The sequence below is a fragment of the uncultured Roseobacter sp. genome (genome assembly GCF_947495025.1).
In the GTDB taxonomy this organism is placed as follows: domain Bacteria; phylum Pseudomonadota; class Alphaproteobacteria; order Rhodobacterales; family Rhodobacteraceae; genus Roseobacter.
Genome location: NZ_CANLXG010000001.1, coordinates 1,083,556 through 1,103,496, shown reverse-complemented (window position 1 = coordinate 1,103,496; position 19,941 = coordinate 1,083,556). Strand labels below are relative to the sequence as shown.

Here is a 19,941-nt window from a genome sequence, read left to right as displayed (position 1 = left end):
GTGTTTTTTCATCTTCTGTCTCCCTGTAATTCTTTTGTTGCGGTGCGCCCCTGTTGCGAGACGACCAGTTTTTCTTCGAATAATCCCTGCGGACGCCAGAGCAGCATGCCCACAATCACAAAACCAATCAGGATGAACTGGACCGATCCGGTATAAAGCTGCACCTCCTGCGGTGCAAAGCGTGAGAGCGCCCAGCCGCTGGCGGTCCAGGCGCCCCAGATCAGAAAGGCGCCGGCAACTGCGCCACGGTTGTTCCCCGCGCCGCCGACGATGAGCATCGCCCAGATCTGAAAGGTCAGGATCGGCAGTACATCCTGAGGAGAGATAAAAGCGTAAAAGGTACCATAGAGTCCACCGCTCATCCCCATGATCACCGAGCCGGTAATAAAAGAGGTCAGGCGGATGCGGGCCGGGTTCTTTCCCAGCGACCTGGCGGCTGTTTCATCCTCGCGGATCGCGCGCAGCAGACGGCCAAACGGCGACCGGATCAGGCGTTCGAGAAAAACGTAAACGGCCAGCAGCAGAACAAGAACGCAGATAAGAAACAGAGAATTATAGGCAAGACCACCACCCAGGGCATCAAACAATGGCCGCTCGAACCCGCGCAGTCCCTGCGCCCCACCGGCCAGTGCTTCGGCGTTGCGCATCAGGTTTTCAAAAGCGACGGCGACACCGAAGGTGGCGATTGCCAGATAGTCGTGACGCAGTCGCAGCGTGAGAATACCCACAATCCAGGCCATAACCCCGGCCACGAACATGCCTCCCAGCAGCGCAAGCGGGTAGGGCAGGGCAAACCCGCCCAGCTGCCCCTCCTGCGGTGTCCCCCCGAAGATCAGCGTTGCATAAGCCCCTGCGCCAAAAAAGGCGACGACCCCGCCATTAAAGAGGCCGGTGTTGCCCCACTGCAGGTTGAGCCCCAGAACCGCGATGGCGAGGATCGCCGCGACCGTGCTGAAAAACACCAGATAGGATATCACACCGATCATGGCCTTTCCTCGCCAAACAACCCGGTGGGGCGCACAAGCAGGACAGCCAGAATGATCAGAAAGGGCACCGCCGGACTGTAGCCGGAGGGCAGGATCAGCAGGGCCACATTGGATGCGATGCCCACAAGAAACCCGCCCAGAACCGCTCCGTATATGCTGCCGATGCCGCCCACGATTGTGGCCGCGAATATCGGCAACACCAGATCGCGCCCCAGAACCGGATTGATCTGGTTTGTCAGCCCGTAAAAGATGCCCGCTGCAGCGGCCAGGCCACCGCCGATCAGCCAGATCAGGATGATCATACGCTGGAGGCTGATCCCTGAGACCTGCGCCAGCGTGGGGTTCTCTGCCACCGCGCGCAACGCATATCCGAATGTGGTTCGTGACAGCACCAGATGCAGAATCATCATGAAAACCAGAGCCGCGACCAATGAGAAAACCTGATCCGGTTTGATCAGTAACAGCGGGTCGCTGCTGATCATGACGGCAAAGACGATGTCTCTGGAATAAAGCTGCGCCTGTAGTCCAAAGATCAGCCCGAGAATATTCCGCAGGATCATCGCCACTCCAAACGAGGCAAACACCATTGACAGCTCGCCCCCCAGAGCCCGGACGCGCCGGAACACAAGCCGGTCAATGGCCACCGCCGAGAAGCCGGTCACGGCCATGGAAACGATAATTGACAGTGCAAGCGTCCAGGTCAGGCTCAGCGACCCGATGGCCTGCGCCAGGCCGCTGTGCACACCGGCAAAAACGCCGTCGAACACCAGCGCGCAATAGGCCCCGACTGACAGCAGTTCGGCATGCGAAAAATTGGCAAAACGCAGCATATGCATGACCATCGTGAGGCCGATAGCGCCAAGTGACAGAATGGAGCCGACAAGTATGCCGTCTGCGAGGTGCTGGATCATGCGGGCGCCACCCTTTTGCCCCCGAGATATATCTGACCGACAATCGGGTCGTTCATCAGGTCGGCAGCCGGTCCGTCAACCTGGTTCTGGCCGTCCGCGAGGATAAAGCAGTGATCTGCAATGCGCAGCGCCTGGCGGACATTCTGCTCGACAAGAATGATCGTAACGCCGTCTTCGGTCAGCGCCCGCGCCATCCCGAGGACCTCCTGCGCGGCTTTGGGTGCCAGCCCCGCCGAGGGTTCGTCCATCAGAATAACTGAAGGCCGGATGGCAAGTGCCATCGCGACGGCAAGAAACTGTCGCTGACCGCCGGACAATGCACCGGCCTTCTCCTTTTGCTTTGCTGCAAGCGGGGGAAACTGCCCGAACAATGCATCAAGCCGCGCCGCCCGGTCGGCACCCGCATTCCGCAGAACAAGCTCCAGATTCTGCCTGATCGTCAGAGTGCGAAAGATGTTGTCAGTCTGTGGAACGTAAGCGACGCCTGCGGCACCCATTGTGTCCGGCCGCGGATTGGTTATGTCCTGGTCGCCCAGCATGACAGTGCCGGCGCTGACCGGGACGAGGCCTGCGATGGCCTTGATCAGCGTCGATTTTCCGGCCCCGTTCGGCCCGATGATCACGGTGACACGGCCGCGTGCGGCCTGCAGATGCACATCGCGCAGAATGGGCAGTTCAGGCACGTAGCCGGCCACGATGCCCCGTGCTTCCAACGCCAGATCAGTCAACGGCCACCGCCCCCAGATAGGCCTCGAGCAACAGCGGGTCTTTCTGGGCCTCTTCGGGTGTGCCGCGAAAGACAACCCGCCCTTCGGCCAGAGCAATAACCGGCGTACAGTGCTGCATCACAAAATCCATGTCATGTTCAATAATGACAAAGGTCCTGCCCTGGCGGTTCAGTTCTTCGATCTTGCTGATCAGCAGTTTCGTCAGCGTCGGATTTACGCCAGCAGCAGGTTCGTCCAGCAGGATCACCTGCGGATCCCCCATAAGGACGCGTGCCAGCTCAAGCAGCTTCATCTGCCCGCCCGAGATCTGCCCTGCGGCCTGGTCTGCAAGCGGCAAAAGGGTCACGAAATCCAGAACCTCTATGGCTCTGTCGCGGATTGTGGTCTCCTGTCTGTGCATACTGGCCGACTGCAGGAAAGGACCATGCAGCCGCTCTCCAACCTGTCCGCCGGGGGCCAGCATCACATTTTCCAGCACGCTCATCCGTGCAAACGGGCGGGGGATCTGGAATGTGCGCCCGAGACCTGCCGAAAAAAGGTGATCCGGCGCCAGGCCTGTTACGTCCCGGCCATTCAGCATGACGCTGCCCGCTGTGGGCTCCAGCGCGCCTGTCAGAACATTGAAAAGCGTCGTCTTGCCGGCCCCGTTCGGTCCGATCAGCCCGGTGATACTGCCGCGTTCTATATCGAGACTGACATCATCGACAGCTCTGAACGGGCCGAAGTCGCGCGTGATGCCGCGCAGGCTGAGGATTGTGTCATCCATCCGCGCCAAGAACCTTGTCGTCCGGTCGGGTATTCAGATTGTACTTCATAATCCGGCCGTGGCGGCTGGTTCTGTCCGCCTCAAGCGCAAAGACGTCGCCCTGCGGGCCGGGGTGCGCATCAAGCACCGCGTTCAGAACTGCGTGATCCTCGTCGTCGAGTTGCAGATCAAAGACCTCCAGAGTGCGCGGCAGATGACGGGCATACCGCGCGCCAACGATCCCGCCGGCAACCTGTGGCTGGTCAAGCACCCAGCGTGTGGCAACACTGCTGAGCGATACGCCGTGGCGGTCGCCCACTGCTTTCAGCGCGCCGAGCAGCTTCTGAAACTGCTCCCAGGAGCCGAACTCGTCGATGATCAGCCGGTATTTCACCAGGCTGCGGTTTTCAAAGGCAAACCCGGGATCAGGCTGCCCCAGCCAGTTTTCCGTCAGAAACCCACCCGCAAGAGTACCATAGCAGACCAGCTGCATGTTCTGAGTGGCGGCCCACGCGGCCAGGCCGTTTGCCGGACGCCGGTCGAGAACCGAAAACTGCACCTGTGCGGCTGCAATATCGAAACCCGCGTCGACAAAGGGCGCTATCTGTGACCGGTCCCAGTTGTTGATCCCCAGACTGGCAATTTTGCCTTTGGCCTGGAGGTCTTTCAGTGCGCTGAGGCCCTCCAGCGGCTGCCCCATGCTCAGATCCCACCAGTAGAACTGCACCAGATCCAGTTGTTCGACCTGCAGACGCCGCAGTGATCTGTCGACAATCGCCTCGACATCTGCCGGGCGGATACGTTCAAGGAGTTCCAGATCAGGCACCAGTTTGGTGTGCACGCAGACCTGGCTGGCAACAGAAGCGCCACGCCTTCGACGCACATCTGCGATAAACGTGCCGATCATCTCCTCGACGCCCACGTAAATGTCCGCACAGTCGAAGGTGTTGATGCCTGCATCAAGGAAAGCTTCCATGTCCCGTATCGCCTGGCCACGGTCCACAGCGCCGTGATCCCCGGCCAGCTGCCACCCGCCCTTGATAACCCGCGAGATCCGGTGGTCCGGTCGCAGCAAAACCGTCTCAGTCATGCGAACCCGTCTCCTCTTTCTGCCAGTAAGGCGTTTCGCGCTGCTCCGGCAGGCCGGTCGTTTCTGCGTGACGGAACCATCGTTTTTCACCGCGCGTGATCCTGAAACGACCGCCGCAGTGCGGATCGGGGCAGGCGATTTCCGCATCCGTCGACATCCAGTCTGTTGCCGGGGTCGCACGCTGTTTGGCCGGCAGCAGCGGCAACAGTGCCGCCAGCGCGTACATCGACACCCTCTGGCCCTGCTCAAAGACCAGAAGTTCACCCTCGACGGCAAAGCTTTCGCCTTCCACATGGCGACAGACGGCCGTTCTGTCGCCGACCACCGTCTCGACCCGCAGATCATAAAGCCAGAAGCCGTCGTCTGTTGTGCTGGCTGACATTTTCATCCCCCACGGTCCCCTTGCGCGCTGCAGCGGGCAAAAGCCGTACTTTTCATCAGGTTGCGGGCTGGGGCTCAGGCTGTCAACTGCCAGCGTCGCCGGAGCTCCCGGTAGAGAGTGCTTTGCATGGACAAGTGCTGCGTGATCCACCAGAACAGTCATCAGGCAACGCGCGCGGAGGTCCCATGCCCCATCCACCGGAATACAGGCTGACTGACCGGCTTTCTGTGACAAGGGCGCTTGTCGGTCTGTGGCAGGTTGCTGACATTGAAAAAGAAGGCAACCTGATAGATCCCGAAACAGGCGCAGATCACCTGGCGGCCTACGTCAGTGAGGGTTTCCGGACCTTTGACATGGCGGACCACTACGGAACTTCCGAGCTGATCACAGGTGCGTTGCTGCGCCGTGGCGGTTCCCCCTGTCCGGTTGTCTGTACCAAGTGGTGCCCGGTGCCGGGGCCGATGACCGCCGAAACAGTGCGGGCCGGTGTTCAGGACCGGCTGGACCGGCTTGGTACAACCCGGGTCGACCTGCTGCAGTTTCACTGGTGGAGTTTTGAGCACCCCGCCTGGCTCGATGCGCTGCATGAGATGGCAGAGCTGCGTGAAAAAGGTCTGATCGGCGAAATAGGTGTGACCAATTTTGATGCGGCGCATCTGCACCTGGCGCTGGCGGACGATATCCCGGTTGTCAGCAATCAGGTACCGTTCTCACTGGTCGACAGACGCGCCGCGGGACCTCTGGCGGAGCTCTGCGCCCAGACAGGTGTGCGTCTGTTGTGTTACGGCACGCTGGCCGGTGGTTTCCTCTCGCAACGCTGGCTGGGGCAGCCGGATCCGGCGGAAATATCCGACTGGAGCAAAATGAAGTACCGTCGGTTCATCGGGGCCGCAGGCGGCTGGGACGTATTCCAGCGGATCCTTCAGGCGGCATCGGAAATTGCGGCGCGACATGGCGTTTCTCTTTCCAATGTGGCGACGCGCTGGGTGCTGGACAATCCCTGCGTTGCGGGTGTGATTATTGGCGCCCGTCTTGGGGAAGCGCGGCATTCCGAGGACAATGCGCGCCTTTTCGGTTTTCAGCTTGATGCAGGCGACCTTGACCGCCTTGAAGAGGCGTTTGAAGGCGCGCAGCCACTGCCGGGCGATTGCGGCGACGAGTATCGCAGGCCGCCGTTCCTGACCGCGTCGGGTGATCTGAGCCATCACCTTGATGAAATGCCCCGCGCGGTGACCACCCGGGAAGTGCCCGGACGGCCCGGCGAAATGCAGGTTGGTACAGGCAGCGAATGGGAAGAGATCGCGGGGTATTGCCGGGCGCAACGCATCGGCGATCGTATTCTGGTCTCGGGCACAACGGCAACCGCCGGTGCCGACCGTGTTGTGGCACCCGACGATGCAGGGGCGCAGACAACATTCATTCTGGATAAAATCGCGGCTACTCTGGGTGCGCTGGGTGCCGGCATAGAAGATGTGATCCGCACGCGTATTTATCTGAGCGATGCGGCGGATGTGATGGCCGTTTCGCGCGCACATGGCCGCGTTTTCAGCGATGTCCGCCCGGCGAACACGCTGGTTGAGGTGTCAGAGCTGATCGGCGGTTACCGTGTTGAAATCGAAGCCGAAGCTCTGATCCGCCCCTGATCACCCTGAGCCACCCGCCAATGGTTTTGACCCCGGTGCTGTGCGGGGCAATTCGCAGCTCAATAGGCGCGGTGTCTGAGGTGCAGGCGGCGACGCATAAACCACAGTAAATCAGCCTCTGGCACGTGCAGGTTGTGCGACGTGGCGCGCGCTTTGGTTGTCATCATCCTGTGCCACGGTGCAGCCGGCCTCCGTGCGGGACATGGCAGCGTGCTGTACCGGAAATCCGGCCACAGGTTGCGGGACATCGGGCACTGTGCCCGAGGGTCGGTCTTGCGCCGGATGCCCGCAGCCCGGACCCGAAACCGACCCGGGGCGTTCCCGCGTTGCTGTGTGGGCGAAAACCCTGTCACCACCATCATTTCCGGAAACTTCGGCACACCGGAGTGCCCTGCAAGGGCGGCGGCAGCTCTGACGTCTGACGGCAACTAACCCGCCACGCGCTTGCCGGTACGCCGCTCCGGGTGATTTTTATTGCGATTTTGCCGGTGATCCCGCAATCTGCGCCCAGGCACAAATGACGGGTCAAAAGACCCGCGCACACCAGAGGCGACGCGGTGGCAGATACAGGACAGACGCTCCTGCTCTCGACGGTGAGAGACGAGGGGCCGTATATTTTGGAATGGCTCGCGTATCACCGGGCCATCGGTTTTGACCGTTTCCTCATCTACACCAATGACTGCCGGGATGGCAGTGATCTGATGCTTGATCGCCTGGCGGCGCTGGGCGAGGTTGTGCACGAGCGGAACGTCGTGCTGAAACGGGGACCGCAGAAATCTGCGTACAAGGCGGCAATGCAGCACCCCGAATATCTGCGCGCCGACTGGGTTTTCGCCGGTGATGCAGATGAGTTTCTGAATATCCGCGCGGGCAAAGGTATGCTGGCTGACCTGATTGCGGCATATCCGAAGGCTGACGCGATACCGGTCACCTGGCGGCTGTTTTCGCACGGCGGGCAGGAGGCCTTGCCCGTCGGGCTGATCACCGAAACCCTCATTGATGCGCAGCCCGCGGCATGGCGAGGCGGCGACAAAGGCCGGTTTGTCAAAAGCCTTTTCAGACCTCACCCGGATATGAAACGCATTGGCAGTCACGCCCCGGTGTATGAGGATGCCGCCGGTCCTGGTATCCGCTGGGGTGCGCCGTGGCTGGATGTCGCCGGCGAGACCGACCCGCGCCGACCGATGAAAGTGTTTGGCTATGAAACAGCGCAGGTCAATCACTACGCGGTGCGCACAGTCGACAGTTTTCTGCTCAAACGCGACCGTGGTGATGTCAATCTGATGAAGGACCGGCTCGAGCTGGAATACTGGCAGCGATGGTGTGTTGGCGGAGAGGAAGACAGGTCCATCCAGCGCCACCTGCCTGCGGTGCGTGCCGAACTGGAGCGGTTGCTGGATGATCCGGTGTTGCGTGCGTTGCACGGGGCCGCACAGGAAGTGCATAAAAGACGGCTGCGGGCGTTGCTCGGCACGTCGGAAGTCTCTGCACTGAAACAGAAAATCGTAAGTGACAGTGCGGTGCAGACCGGTGCTGCTGACGCGCCGGTGGGACAGGCCGCCGAGGCAGAACTCAGGCTGCGCGCGCCGAAACGACATCTGAACCGGCTGAAACTGCTGCGCGAAATGCCCAAATCCGGCCGCTGCGCGGAAATCGGTGTCTGGAACGGCGGATTTTCCGCGGCCATTCTCGATGAGACCACGCCTGCCGAACTGGTGCTGATTGATCCCTGGGATCTGCTGTCCGATCAGTCTTCTGACGAGATGACACACGGGCGTCACAGCGACCACGGCTATATGCGGTCGATGTATGACAACGTGAGCGCGGCCTACAGCAACCTGGAAAATGTCACGATCCGACGCGGGTTTTCGGCAGAGGTGCTGGCGCAATACCCCGACGGTTACTTTGACTGGGTCTATATCGACGGCAACCACCTCTATGACTTTGTGCGCACCGATGTGGCCATGTGTTTCCGCAAAGTCCGGCCCGGAGGGACCATTGCAGGCGATGACTTTTTCTGGAAACGCGACGGGCGGATGCACGTCAAAGAGGCTGTGCTGGATGAAATGCGCGCACAGGGGATGACAAACAGGCCCACGCGTTTCGGGCAGCAGTTCTTTTTTCAGGTGGGGGTCTGATATGGACGGTGCAGGTGGACCGGTCGCGGATCAGGCATTTGCATGCCCGGCCTATGAAAAAACGCTGAAAAGTCACGGAATTCTGGTGCCCTACGTCCCGGCGGTTGTTTCTGACCGGATGAAAGACGTTCTGGTGCGCAACCGCTACGAAGCAGGCGAAATCGCCACCCTGCGCCAGCATCTGGAGCCGGATGATATCCTGCTCGAGGTCGGGGGTGGCATTGGCATGATCTCAACCCTGGCGGCGGGCATTGTCGGGCCTGAAAATGTTACAGTGGTTGAGGCTAATCCGGAGCTGATCCCGCTGATCCGCGAAACGCATGCGCTCAATGATATGACAGGCGTGCGCGTCCTGTCAGGCATCGGCGTGCCCGAAGCACCAGAGGCAGACGCAGTGGTTGATTTCCACCTGCGCGACAATTTCTGGGCCTCATCACTTTTGCCGCCACGCCCGCGCGAAACTGTCCGGACTGTGCCGGTGCCACTGGTTGGACTGAATGACGTCATCCGGGCCGAACGGCCGACAGTTCTGTTCATGGACATCGAAGGGGCCGAGCTTGACGTGCTGGGCGCGCTGGACCTGTCGTCCTTCCGGTTCCTCGTCGTCGAGGTTCACCACCGCGTTTACGGGCTGGACGGGATAAGTGGCCTTTTCGACGCGATGGCCGCCCAGGGCTTTACCTATGATCCAAAAAGATCCCGCGGCGGGTCTGTTGTGGTGTTCAGCCGGTTCCGCCCCGCGCCGGTACAGCAGGTCACCACCACGGCCATCACCTGTATGAAAGACGAAGGTCCGTTTATTCTGGAATGGATCGCCCACCACCGGGCAATCGGCGTGACCGGTTTTCTGATCTTTTCAAATGACTGTACCGACGGGACTGTTCCGCTGCTCAACCGTCTTGATGAAATGGGCATCATACGCCATCTGCCCAACCCCTCAACGGCGATGGGCACCGAACGGCACCAGCCCACGGCCCTGGCCTATGCCGGTCTGCACCCCGAGGTGCAGAATGCTGACTGGGTGATTTCGATGGATGTCGACGAATTCCTGAACATACACGCAGGCGATGGCACGCTGGGTGCGCTTTATGGCCGGTTGCCGGATGCCGATGTCATTTCCCTGTCGCATGTGGATTTCGGTGACAGCGGGATTGAACATTTCAGCGACGGGTTAATCACAGACAGAATGCAGTACGGGCAGGTGCGCGCGCCGGACAAAGCGGAACGGCGCGGGATCAAGACGCTGGTCAGCCGGCATGCGCCGCCCCACCGCCTTTCCAACCACCGGCCGTATTTTGACGAGACAGACGGGCGGACACCGGTCTGGTACGATGGCAGCGGGCGGCCCTGCGCGGACACATTGCTGGGGTCAAAGGCCAAGGGTCTCGATTGTCGCGACACCTATAATCTGGCTCAGATAAACCACTATCCGGTGCGCGATATGGAGACCTACCTGACCAAAGCCGCCAAGGGTGATGTTGTTGCAGTGGGCCATTTTGTCGGGATCGACTACTGGGCCAGGCGCAACCGGAACGACGCGCATGAGGCCTCAATCCAGAAACATCTGCACAGGCTTCGCGCCGGACTGAAGCGCCTTCTTGAAGATGACCAGCTTCGCGCATTGCACGAGGCTGCGGTCGCGCAGCACAGAAACCGCATCGCAGTGCTGAAGGCAGATGAGGCGTCACAGGCTCTTCTCGAAAATATGCGCAAAGCCTCCCTGTCAGACCAGGGCTGACCTGTTCTGACAGGAAACGCGTTCAGGACGATTTTTCGTCGGCCCATTCCAGGTCGCCCGTATAGCGGTGCGTCACCGTACCATCGTCCGCAAGTGCGAACAGGTGCAGCCACCGGTTGTCGAACAATGCGCGCACCTGCGGATGACGCGCCAGAATGTCCGAGATGGCGGCATGCGGCGCTGCAACATACACGGACAGGCGCAGTGGGTCATGCCGCAGGTGCGCGCCGTCGTGAACAGACTGCATCGCAAGCCCTGTGCGCAGGACACCGCCGTTGCCCTCAAAAACGCCGATGCCACCGGTCACATTATGCAGCAGTTTGTTGCCGGACCCGAATACATCCGGGGCGACGGACGAGCCGTAGTATTGCAGGCTGATCCAGCTTGCGACAACGACCGGTGCGGTGAGGATCAGCTCCAGGACAGGATAGCCGTTCCTGGCATCCCGCTGGTGATCGTACTCGTGCAGAAAGACCTGACCGCTCAGGCTGTCGCCACTGGTCTGTGCGCGCGGCGCGGCGACGAAGGCACGGCACCCGGCAAGCCCCCATTCAGGCCGCGTTTCTGCCCAGTCCTGTGCCCGCGCCTGAACGTCGGGCGCGGTGGTGGCTCCCGGCAGCTGGGGCAGACGCTCGGACCGTGCGATATTCCCTGCCATCTGCAGCCAGCTCTGCGCCCGCGCCAGATCGGCGGTGTGGTCAGGTGCACTGACGTCGCCGGTGTAAAGCGTGACATCATCCGTGGTGGTGTCATGCAGACCGGCGACAAAGACGGTATCGGCAGGAATGTTTATTCCTTTTGCTGACAGGCCTTTGCGCACGGCAGGCCGGTTCAGGATGCCGGCCAGAAGACGGGCATTCACCTCACCGGAATATCCCCCGCAGGCGCCACACTGCAGGCCGCTGGCATGGGGGTTGTTGGTGGCTGTTGCGCCATGTCCGCAGAGCAGAACAAGACGGGCAAATCCGTCTGTCAGAGACATCGCCCCCAGGATGCCTGCTGCCGCAGCGATCTGTGCATCCGTGTCCATGTCTGGCTGCGGGCAGGATGAAGCCGCGCCCGGAACGGGCTGTGTTGTGCGGCTCAGCGCGTCGCTGACAAGTTTTGCGGCATAGACCGGTCCGGTCGCCTCCACAAAGGCAAACGAGGACACTGCCGCCTGCCGGAACCTGCCCCATGCGCGCTTCGCCCGCGCCACATAGCGTGTTTCGTTTTCGGCCCTGGCTTCTGGTGCGCCCCCCTGAGTTTCGCCAGAGGTCAGGCCGTGGTTGAGCAGTACGGGCAGGCGCAGTTCCTCTACATCTGAACCGCAGGCACTGTGGCGGGTCGCCAGGCCAAAAAAGCCGGCAAATCCAAGTGTCCGGACACCGGTGTCGGTGCTCTCCAGCGCGCGCCGGAAAACCTCAGACCGGACATCGATGCAGAATGCAGCTTGCAGAGCGGGCCGGATCGAGGGTGCCTTCGTTTCCCGCGGGGTAAACTGCCCCGCCAGTCTGCGCTGAACGGCACGCTCCTTTGCTTCCTGCAGGATCTCATTGATCACAAAATCAGATGCCAGGGGCTCTGGTGTTGCATGTGCCATAACCGCATCGGCCCAGTCCGGCGCGATGTCGGCTCCGAACCCCGTAAACAGCGCCGCTTCCCACGTCAGCGCGATGGCCAGCAGGCCGGTCAGCGTACTGTCGGATTTGCCTGCCAGCTCGGCTTTCCAGAGTTCGTACCGGGCGACCTGCGCCCAGCCGCCCTGTGACATCAGCACCTGGTGGAAATATCCGGGAACTGCCGCTTCCGACAGTCCCAGAACGGCCACTGCCTCCTCGATTGCTTCCGCTGCATCTGCAGGTGTCTGGCCGACCAGCGCGCGAAAGCCGGAGAAGCCCATCATCCCGGGGCTGAGATCAGCCATGGCAAATGCACGCCAGGAGGCCCAGGCACCGTCATTGCGCGGAGCCGTCCACATAGCCTGGCCGGCATCAAAATACCCTGCAGCCCAGGCTCCGGTGCGCTCGGCAATGAACCCCGGCCAGTCAAAGCCGCTCTTTTCGGCCAGAAGATCTGCCATCATGGGCACCGGACCATTGTGTGTCACGGTTTTGCCTGCTGCGGCCTTCAGTGCGTTGGTATCCGCCGGTTTGCCGGCGTGCCCGCTTGCTGCCAGCGCTGCGGCAAGATCTGCCTCTGTGATTTCGCCACTTTCGATCCGGGCGGCATACCAGTCGCGCGGCATTGTTACGGGCGCCTTGCTGATGCGGCCAAGCAACTGCCCGGTTTCGGCAAGCGAGAGAGAGCTCTGGCCGAGGTACGGGTTGACCGCGACCGATGAAGCCAGCGGCCAGACAGGCGGGATCTGGCGGCAGGCGCTGTCTGCCAGCCGTTCGAGCGCTTCAGGCGAAAGTATGTGTGAAGTTGTGTCCAGTGCCATGGTATCGTCCTCGGTATCAGATGCAGGTTGTGTCAGAGATCAGGAGAATTTGCGCAGACTGCGGGTTTTCAGAAGCCGGTCGGTCAGCGCATTGGCGTAAAGTCCGTTTGCAATGTGGACACGCAGGCCAGCAATCGCGGGTGCGGTGGCCCAGTGTGCGAACATGCTCTGGGCGATGGCGAGCGCGCCAAAGCTGACAAGCGCGAGGGCCATCAGCAGCCATTCCAGTGTGCCCGGGGACGGGGTTGCCGGCAGGGCAGGGCCCCAGATCGCATCCGCGCCGGCCTGCAGGGCAAAATAGCTCAGCGAAGCCGTCAGGGCATACAGCGTTGTCCGCCGCGTCAGCTGCATCGGTGCGCGGTCAGCAAATCCCTGCGCCAGCAGATAAGCGACGCCAAAAATCAGGATGGCGCCGAGTGCCAGCATCTGAGGTGGTTTCCCACCGGCGCCGAAGATCGCAGCAACCACAGCAAAAATCGACAGGGCCACGGCAAAGGCCAGGGCAACGGCAGCAGGTCCCGGAACCGCGACCGGGCCCGGCTTTCTGGCATCAGTTACGGCCTCAACGGCGGTGCCGGATGACAGAAAGGCATGGGCCTTGTAGAGCGAATGGGCAACAATGTGCAGCAGAGCGAGCGGAAAGAGCGCAAAGCCGCACTGCAGAACCATGAAACCCATCTGCGCCACCGTTGACCAGGCCAGAGAGGTTTTCACCGCCGGCTGCGTCAGCATCACAAGGCCAGCGATCAGCGCAGTAAAGCCACCGACAAGCACAAGTGCAGCCAGAACAAATGGTGCCACTGTCAGGACGTCGGCAAAGCGGATCAGCAGAAAGCCACCGGCGTTGATGACGCCTGCATGCAGCAGTGCGGAAACGGGGGTCGGCGTTTCCATGACCTCGGTCAGCCATCCGTGGAAGGGGAACTGAGCAGATTTAAGGATCGCGGCAAGGGCAAGCAGAGCTGCTGCCGCTGATACATACGCCGGGGCAGCGCTGTTGGCTGCGGTGCTGAGGATTGTCGCAATATCGCCCGTGCCGAAGGCCGTAGCCAGCAGCAGGGCAGCGAGCACAAGCGACAGGTCACTGATCCGCGCCATGAAGGATTTCTTGTAAGCAGCCCGGCTGGCCGCGACCCGGTCTTTGTAAAAGACCAGAAGCTGATGCAGAAACAGGCTCGTCGCGATCCAGGAGGCGACAAGGGTCAGCAATCCGCCGGACTGAACAAAGAGCAGAACGCTGGCAATCGTGGCGCAGATCAGCGCGGTAAAGCGCGTGTGCCCCGGCTCGCCCCGCAGGTAGGTCCGGCTGTACCGGAGCACGACCCACCCGACAAAACATACCAGCAGCGCCATTGTTACAGTAAGTGCATCGATACGCACCGAAAGCCCCGCGGTGAGCAGACCTGCAGAACCGGGTCCGGCAGTCAGCAGAACAGCGAGGCCGGCGAGACCGGACAGGCCGGCAAGCAGGATTGCAATTTCTGCGGCGCGCCCGGTCTGTGCCGCGGCATCGGCAGGCCGGACAGCGGCAAACAGCGCAGCCACGGCGAGAAGGGCGGGGGCGATCAGGGCAATTGCATGGATGGTCATCACGGGCTCCGGTGTGAAAGAGTGTCAGCCGGGATATATGCAACTGGCAAATATAAGAAAAATATATTGTATGAAATGATTTGTTCTGTTTTATAGATTGAATGGAATTCAACTACCATCACCTGCGCTATTTTCAGGCGGTTGCCGAGGAGGGAAACCTCACCCGTGCGGCAGCGTTGCTGAATGTGTCGCAATCGGCTGTGTCAATGCAGATCAGACAGCTTGAAGAGCGCCTGGGCCAGCCGCTTTTCGAACGGCGTGGTCGCGCCCTTCTGCTCACCGAAGCCGGGCGGATTGCACTTGATCATGCAAACACGATATTTGCGACAGGCCGTGAAATGGTGGCGACGCTTCAGCAGACCGGGGCAAGCCGCCAGGTGTTGCGGGTCGGCGCAATCTCGACACTTTCGCGCAACTTCCAGCTCGCATTTCTCAAGCCGGTGCTGGGCCGGCCGGATGTCGAGATCGTACTGCGCTCGGGCAGCATGGCCGAGCTTGGCACGGCTCTGGCCGCTCTGCATCTCGATCTCGTCCTGACCAACCAGGCACCGCCAACGGATGCGCTGACACCATTCAATGTCCAGCAGCTGGACACGCAGAATATCAGCCTTGTCGGACCGCCTGATAGGACTCTGGCACAAGTACCACTGGCGGAAATTCTGATCCGGCGGCCGCTGATCCTGCCGACCCGTGCAAGCGGCGTGCGCGCAGGTTTTGATGCGCTGACAGAACGTCTTGGTCTGCGCCCGCAGATCGCCGCAGAGGTTGATGACATGGCCATGATGCGCCTGCTGGTGCGCGATGGTGCAGGGCTTGCAGTGTTGCCGCCCATCGTGGTCCGGGACGAGATTGCCGCCGGAACCCTGACCGAACTGGCCGTTTTGCCTGAGCTCACAGAGACGTTTTACGGGGTAACGGTCGGGCGCCGCTTTCCCAATCCGCTTCTGGTCGAGCTGCTGCAGGTCCGCTGAAATCAGACGTGCCTGCCGGGATGATCACCCACCGCTTCCCGCGGCACGGAAACTGCTTTCACAACGGCAAAAACGGGCATACCTGGCCGCAGCCCGAGCGCATCGCAGGAACGGCGGGTGATCCTGGCGAGAATTGTATTTCCGCCCGCATCCAGGCGCGCCAGCACGCCGGGGCCATCACCCTGGCGCAGATCCGTCAGAACCGCCGGCAGAACGTTGAGCGCTGAGATGTCAGTTGGATGCGTGGTTGCGATCATAACGTCCTGCGCCTCGATCCTGACGCGCAGCGTTCTGCCGGGGGCATGGTCGATACGGGGCAGCAGCAAGGGCAGTCCACCTGCATCCAGTTCGCTTATACCGTCGTCATGATGCCGGACCAGCCGGGCTGTCAGCATGGCTCCGGCGGACCGGATCCCAAGGGGAGTGACCGTCGGGTCGCTCAGGACGTCGCGTGCGGGCCCCAGGCCTGTGACACGCCCGTCCTCTATGGCGACGACGGTTGTCGCCAGGCGCGCGACCTCGCTGGCCGAATGGCTGACATAGAGCACGGGTACTGACAACTCGTCGCGTATGCGTTCGAAATAGGGAAGGATGTCCGCTTTGCGGGCATCGTCGAGGGCCGCCAGGGGTTCATCGGCCAGCAGAATTTCCGGACCGGACAACAGCGCACGGCCAATGGCAACGCGTTGTTTCTCGCCACCGGACAACATGCCTGGCCGTCTTTTCAGCAAATGGCCGATACCCAGCATGTCGATTATTCTGTCCGGAGTTTCCCGCCGTGCGGTGCCTGGTGCGAACCAGCGGCCATAGAGCAGGTTCTGCTGCACTGTCAGATGTGGAAACAACCGCCCTTCCTGAAAGATATAGCCAATCCGGCGACGGTGCGGCGGAATCCAGATCCCTTCCGCGGTGTCAAAAAGAATGCGCCCGTGAATCTCAGCCCGGCCGGCAGTCGGGCGCAGCAGGCCGGCAACCGCATTGATAATGCTGGTCTTGCCAGTGCCTGAACGGCCGTAAAGAACAGTGATCCCCTGCGGTGCTTCAAACGAGACATTGAGCGAGAAGCCTTCAAAGGCCTGTGATACAGAAACCGAGAGCATTATGTCCCTCCGGTCCGGCGGGCGATCCTGCGCGCCAGAATTTCTGAAATCAGCAGCGCGCCCATGGCGACAGCGACCGAAATCAGCACGAGCCGAAGCGCCTGATTTTCACCTCCGGGCACCTGCAGAAAGGCGTAAATGGCAGACGGAACCGTCTGTGTCTGACCCGGAATGTTTGAGACAAAAGTGATCGTTGCACCAAATTCGCCCATTGCTTTGGCGAAAGCCAGAATGGCACCGGCCAGCACACCGGGCAGAATGAGTGGCAGGGTGACGGTCAGGAAAACCCAGACACGGGAAGCGCCAAGAGTGCCTGCGGCTTCTTCAAGTTTCGGATCCACCGCTTCGAGGGATAAACGGATTGCGCGGACCATCAGCGGAAATGCCATAACGGCCGCTGCCAGCGCCGCACCGGCCCAGTTAAACGCAAAACTGATGCCGGCCTTTGCCAGTGCACTGCCAGCCGGCCCCTGGGGACCGAATGTCAGAAGCAGCAGGTATCCGGTGACAACCGGTGGCAGGATCAGTGGCAGCATCACAAGACCATTGAGCAGCTGTTTCCCGGGAAAGTCCCTGCGCGCGAGAATGAACGCGACCCACACCCCGGCGGGCAGGCTGAGGAGTGTCGCCCAGAACGCGACGCGCAGTGAAAGCGCCACGGCCTGCCATTCCTGCGCGCTGAGCCATTCCATCGCGATGCCTACTCCGTCATTGCGACAAAACCCAGCCGCGTCAGGATCTTATCTGCCTGCGGGCTACGAAGATAGTCAAGGAAGCTGCGCACGGCCGCAGAATCTCTGTCTGTGACTGCCACAGCGGGATAGATGACCGGCGTGTGACTTTCCTCAGGGAAAGTCGCGACCACGGAAACACGCGGCTCGGCCAGCGCGTCCGTTGCGTAGACGATTCCGAAAGGTGCTGCGCCGGCAGCGACCAGCGCCAGCGCGGCGCGGACATTGTCCGTCTGTGCCACACGGGGCGCGAGCGTATCCCAGAGCCCGAAATGGGCGAGTGCCTCTTTGCCGTAGACGCCTGCCGGGACGGCATCGACGAGCGCCATCGCCAGCCTTCTGTCGCCGATCATACCCGCCAGGTCAGTGTCGTGATTCAGTCTGATCCCGGGTGCTGAAGAACCCGCTGCTATCAGGACAAGGCGGTTGCCGGCCAGATCAAAACGGGTGTCACGCTCTGCAAAGCCCTGAGCCTCCAGATGATCCATCCAGTCCTGGCTGGCCGATACAAATACCTGAGCGGGGGCGCCAAGGCTGATCTGCCGCGCCAGAACCGAAGATCCGGCAAAGGATAACAGAATTTCGTGCGGGTGCCCCTTTTCGAAGTCAGCGGCAATTTCCTCCAGCGCTGTTCGCAGGCTGGCGGCGGCAAACACTGTAATCCGATCCGCTCTTGCCGGGGTTGTGACCAGCGCCAGAACGCAGGCCAGAATACAAAGGGCGGCTCGGGGCGGGATAAACATACCCGTACTGTCCTTCAGGCTTTCCGAAGGCGCAAGCCCCGCCGTATACTGACACAAACTGTCATCTGGCTGTGGCCTGCTGTCATCCTGAGACAAACGGAAAACCGGAGGTGAAACTATGCGGACACTTGTTGAGATTCTGGACATCAGTGCCGCGCGCAAAGGCAGCGAGACTGCGATATTCGAAGGGTATGAACCGTCCGGGTCACCTGCGGAAACTGCCGAAATCCCGGACGACCGGTGGCTGGCCCAGATGACCAGGTCGATTTTCCAGGCTGGCTTCAACTGGAAAGTTGTCGACAACATGTGGCCCGGATTCGAAACTGCTTTTCGTGGTTTTGACCCGGGGCCCTGCGCCTTTATGGACGACGAATGGTTCGATGCTCTGATTACCGACAAATCAATCGTGCGGCACGGCCCGAAAATAAGGGCGGTACAGGAAAACGCCGTGTTCATTCTGGATATCCGCAAAGAGCATGGCAGTTTTGGACAGATGATTGCTGACTGGCCATCAGACGACTATGCCGGACTTCTTTTGCGCCTCAGGGCGGACGGGTCCCGGCTGGGCGGAACGACCGGCCAGTACTTTCTGCGCTTCATGGGCGTTGACGGCTATATCCTGTCGCGCGATGTCGTGGGACGCCTGATTGCCGAAGGGGTCATCGACAAGGCGCCCACCTCGAAAAAAGCGATGATGGCGGTTCAGGATGCCTTCAACAGCTGGATGGATGAATCTGGCCGATCCCTCAAAGAGATCAGCCGGATTCTTGCGACCAGTACAGGCTAGCCACGCAGACGGGCGGCGCCGAATGTACTCAGGCCCAGCATCAGCGCAGCGGTAGCGAGGCACAGAGGCAGCCCGCCGATCTGGTAGCTGACCCCCGAAAGCAGTGTTCCCAGAAGCCGCCCGGCGGCATTGGCCATATAGTAAAAACCGACATCCATGGTCACACGCTCGCCCGTGCTGAATGCCAGGATCAGATAGGAGTGCAGGGCAGAATTGACGGCAAAAACCGCACCAAAGAGCAGCAGTCCGGTGACAAGCGTCGTTGTCAGCCAGGGCGCGGGTGCCCCGGCGCTCCAGACCATAAGTGCCAGTGCTGCCGGAATGACAATGAGCCCGGCGCTCCAGTTGCGCGCGGCCACAACGAGGTCCCGCGCCGGACGGCGCGCGGCGCGCAGGATTTTCGGGGCCGATGCCTGTACGGCGCCATAAAGAATTATCCAGACCGCCATGAAACTGCCAATCATAAAGAAGGCGGCCCGGTTTCCCTGCTCAGATCCGTCAGACAGCACGGCATAGAAATAGATCGGGATTCCCACGACAAACCAGACATCGCGCGCGCCAAAGAGAAAAACACGCGCAAAGCTGAGCCAGTTTATGTCCGGGTTTCGGGAAAAAACCTCAAGGAACTTTGCGTCTTTGCGGCCTGTGGGCAGACCCGCCGGCATTCCGGCCAGAACCGCGACAAGGACAATCGTGAGGACCGCCGCCATACCGAGTACTGCGGCCTGCAGGCCTGCGGTAGCGAGCAAAACCGCGCCCAGCAGAAAGCCGACGCCTTTGACCGCGTTCTTTGATCCGGTCAGCAGCGCCACCCATCGAAAGAGCGTGCCGTCACCTTCGGGCGCCAGCAGTTTCACTGCGGATTTGGCACTCATCTTGGACAGGTCCTTGGCCACACCCGAGGCACCCTGAACGGACATAACAAAGACAACCGACGCCCAGATACTCCAGGACGGATCAAGTAATGTCAGAGCGAGGAGGGCAGCAATCTGGATGCCAAGACCTGCGTACAGGGTGCTGGTCAGGCCGAACCGCGCCGCGATCCAGCCCGCGCTGAGGTTCGTCACCACGCCGGCAATTTCATAGAGCACAAACAGATAGGCCAGCTGCACCGGCGAAAAGCCCAGCGTGTGAAAGTGCAGCAGCACAAGCATGCGCAACGCGCCGTCGGTCAGCATAAACGCCCAGTAGGCTGCCGTAACGGCAAGGTATGCCGCCATGCCACCGTCCTTGTGC

Annotated in this window: 17 protein-coding genes; 5 read left to right on the top strand and 12 right to left on the bottom strand. The window is 61.0% G+C overall.

Annotation, left to right across the window (positions count from 1 at the left end):
- Nucleotides 1-8 precede the first annotated feature (8 nt).
- The 6 genes from Q0792_RS05285 to Q0792_RS05260 are packed head-to-tail and all read right to left on the bottom strand — an operon-like array spanning nucleotide 9 to nucleotide 4,842.
- Nucleotides 9-986 carry a branched-chain amino acid ABC transporter permease gene (locus Q0792_RS05285; RefSeq protein WP_298837167.1) on the bottom strand — a complete coding sequence of 326 codons (978 nt, stop codon included), beginning with the start codon at nucleotides 984-986 and terminating at the stop codon, nucleotides 9-11.
- Nucleotides 983-1,897 (bottom strand): branched-chain amino acid ABC transporter permease, encoded by a 915-nt coding sequence (locus Q0792_RS05280; RefSeq protein ID WP_298837164.1) that lies wholly within the window; start codon nucleotides 1,895-1,897, stop codon nucleotides 983-985. Before Q0792_RS05280 ends, Q0792_RS05285 begins: the two co-directional genes overlap by 4 nt.
- Nucleotides 1,894-2,625: an ABC transporter ATP-binding protein gene (locus Q0792_RS05275; RefSeq protein ID WP_298837161.1), complete on the bottom strand. Its 732-nt coding sequence runs from the start codon at nucleotides 2,623-2,625 to the stop codon at nucleotides 1,894-1,896. Before Q0792_RS05275 ends, Q0792_RS05280 begins: the two co-directional genes overlap by 4 nt.
- A complete protein-coding gene (locus Q0792_RS05270) occupies nucleotides 2,618-3,391 on the bottom strand; it encodes an ABC transporter ATP-binding protein (protein WP_298837158.1) in 774 nt (257 codons plus the stop codon). Before Q0792_RS05270 ends, Q0792_RS05275 begins: the two co-directional genes overlap by 8 nt.
- Nucleotides 3,384-4,460: an aldo/keto reductase gene (locus Q0792_RS05265; RefSeq protein WP_298837155.1), complete on the bottom strand. Its 1,077-nt coding sequence runs from the start codon at nucleotides 4,458-4,460 to the stop codon at nucleotides 3,384-3,386. Before Q0792_RS05265 ends, Q0792_RS05270 begins: the two co-directional genes overlap by 8 nt.
- On the bottom strand, nucleotides 4,453-4,842 hold the full coding sequence (locus Q0792_RS05260) for a TIGR04076 family protein (RefSeq protein ID WP_298837153.1): 390 nt from the start codon (nucleotides 4,840-4,842) through the stop codon (nucleotides 4,453-4,455). The genes Q0792_RS05265 and Q0792_RS05260 overlap by 8 nt, the downstream gene beginning before the upstream one ends.
- A gap of 185 nt (nucleotides 4,843-5,027) precedes the next feature.
- Between Q0792_RS05260 and Q0792_RS05255 the strand changes: the two genes are divergently transcribed.
- The 3 genes from Q0792_RS05255 to Q0792_RS05245 all read left to right on the top strand — a co-directional run bounded on the left by Q0792_RS05255 (nucleotide 5,028) and on the right by Q0792_RS05245 (nucleotide 10,361).
- Complete coding sequence (locus tag Q0792_RS05255) at nucleotides 5,028-6,485, top strand: aldo/keto reductase (protein WP_298837150.1); 1,458 nt, start codon at nucleotides 5,028-5,030, stop codon at nucleotides 6,483-6,485.
- Nucleotides 6,486-7,042: 557 nt separating this feature from the next.
- Nucleotides 7,043-8,623 carry a glycosyltransferase family 2 protein gene (locus Q0792_RS05250; protein ID WP_298837147.1) on the top strand — a complete coding sequence of 527 codons (1,581 nt, stop codon included), beginning with the start codon at nucleotides 7,043-7,045 and terminating at the stop codon, nucleotides 8,621-8,623.
- A 1-nt stretch (nucleotide 8,624) separates the two neighbouring features.
- Entirely contained in the window at nucleotides 8,625-10,361 is a 1,737-nt protein-coding gene (locus Q0792_RS05245) for an FkbM family methyltransferase (protein WP_298837145.1), read from the top strand.
- Between the two features lie 22 nt (nucleotides 10,362-10,383).
- Here the strand turns inward: Q0792_RS05245 and Q0792_RS05240 are convergent, their stop codons facing one another.
- Complete coding sequence (locus Q0792_RS05240; RefSeq protein WP_298837143.1) at nucleotides 10,384-12,783, bottom strand: YbcC family protein; 2,400 nt, start codon at nucleotides 12,781-12,783, stop codon at nucleotides 10,384-10,386.
- A gap of 39 nt (nucleotides 12,784-12,822) precedes the next feature.
- Nucleotides 12,823-14,373, bottom strand: a complete 1,551-nt coding sequence (locus Q0792_RS05235) for a proton-conducting transporter membrane subunit (protein WP_298837141.1) — start codon at nucleotides 14,371-14,373, stop codon at nucleotides 12,823-12,825.
- A gap of 101 nt (nucleotides 14,374-14,474) precedes the next feature.
- Here Q0792_RS05235 and Q0792_RS05230 point away from each other — a divergent pair, with 101 nt between their 5' ends.
- The gene (locus Q0792_RS05230; RefSeq protein ID WP_298837140.1) at nucleotides 14,475-15,344 is read left to right on the top strand and encodes a LysR family transcriptional regulator; all 870 of its coding nucleotides are present in this window, start codon (nucleotides 14,475-14,477) and stop codon (nucleotides 15,342-15,344) included.
- A gap of 2 nt (nucleotides 15,345-15,346) precedes the next feature.
- On the opposite strand, the gene modC is transcribed toward Q0792_RS05230, so the two are convergent.
- Genes modC through modA form a run of 3 tightly spaced genes read right to left on the bottom strand, consistent with a single transcriptional unit; the run spans nucleotide 15,347 to nucleotide 17,918 of the window.
- The gene (modC, locus tag Q0792_RS05225) at nucleotides 15,347-16,444 is read right to left on the bottom strand and encodes a molybdenum ABC transporter ATP-binding protein (protein ID WP_298837138.1); all 1,098 of its coding nucleotides are present in this window, start codon (nucleotides 16,442-16,444) and stop codon (nucleotides 15,347-15,349) included.
- Nucleotides 16,444-17,136: a molybdate ABC transporter permease subunit gene (modB, locus tag Q0792_RS05220; protein ID WP_298837136.1), complete on the bottom strand. Its 693-nt coding sequence runs from the start codon at nucleotides 17,134-17,136 to the stop codon at nucleotides 16,444-16,446. Before modB ends, modC begins: the two co-directional genes overlap by 1 nt.
- Nucleotides 17,137-17,144: 8 nt before the next feature.
- Nucleotides 17,145-17,918 (bottom strand): molybdate ABC transporter substrate-binding protein, encoded by a 774-nt coding sequence (gene modA / locus Q0792_RS05215; protein WP_298837135.1) that lies wholly within the window; start codon nucleotides 17,916-17,918, stop codon nucleotides 17,145-17,147.
- A 118-nt stretch (nucleotides 17,919-18,036) separates the two neighbouring features.
- On the opposite strand from modA, the gene Q0792_RS05210 reads away from it, so the two are divergent.
- Complete coding sequence (locus tag Q0792_RS05210) at nucleotides 18,037-18,705, top strand: DNA-3-methyladenine glycosylase I (protein WP_298837133.1); 669 nt, start codon at nucleotides 18,037-18,039, stop codon at nucleotides 18,703-18,705.
- Here Q0792_RS05210 and arsJ read toward each other — a convergent pair.
- Entirely contained in the window at nucleotides 18,702-19,925 is a 1,224-nt protein-coding gene (gene arsJ / locus Q0792_RS05205) for an organoarsenical effux MFS transporter ArsJ (RefSeq protein WP_298837130.1), read from the bottom strand. The genes Q0792_RS05210 and arsJ overlap by 4 nt on opposite strands.
- Between the last annotated feature and the right edge of the window lie 16 nt (nucleotides 19,926-19,941).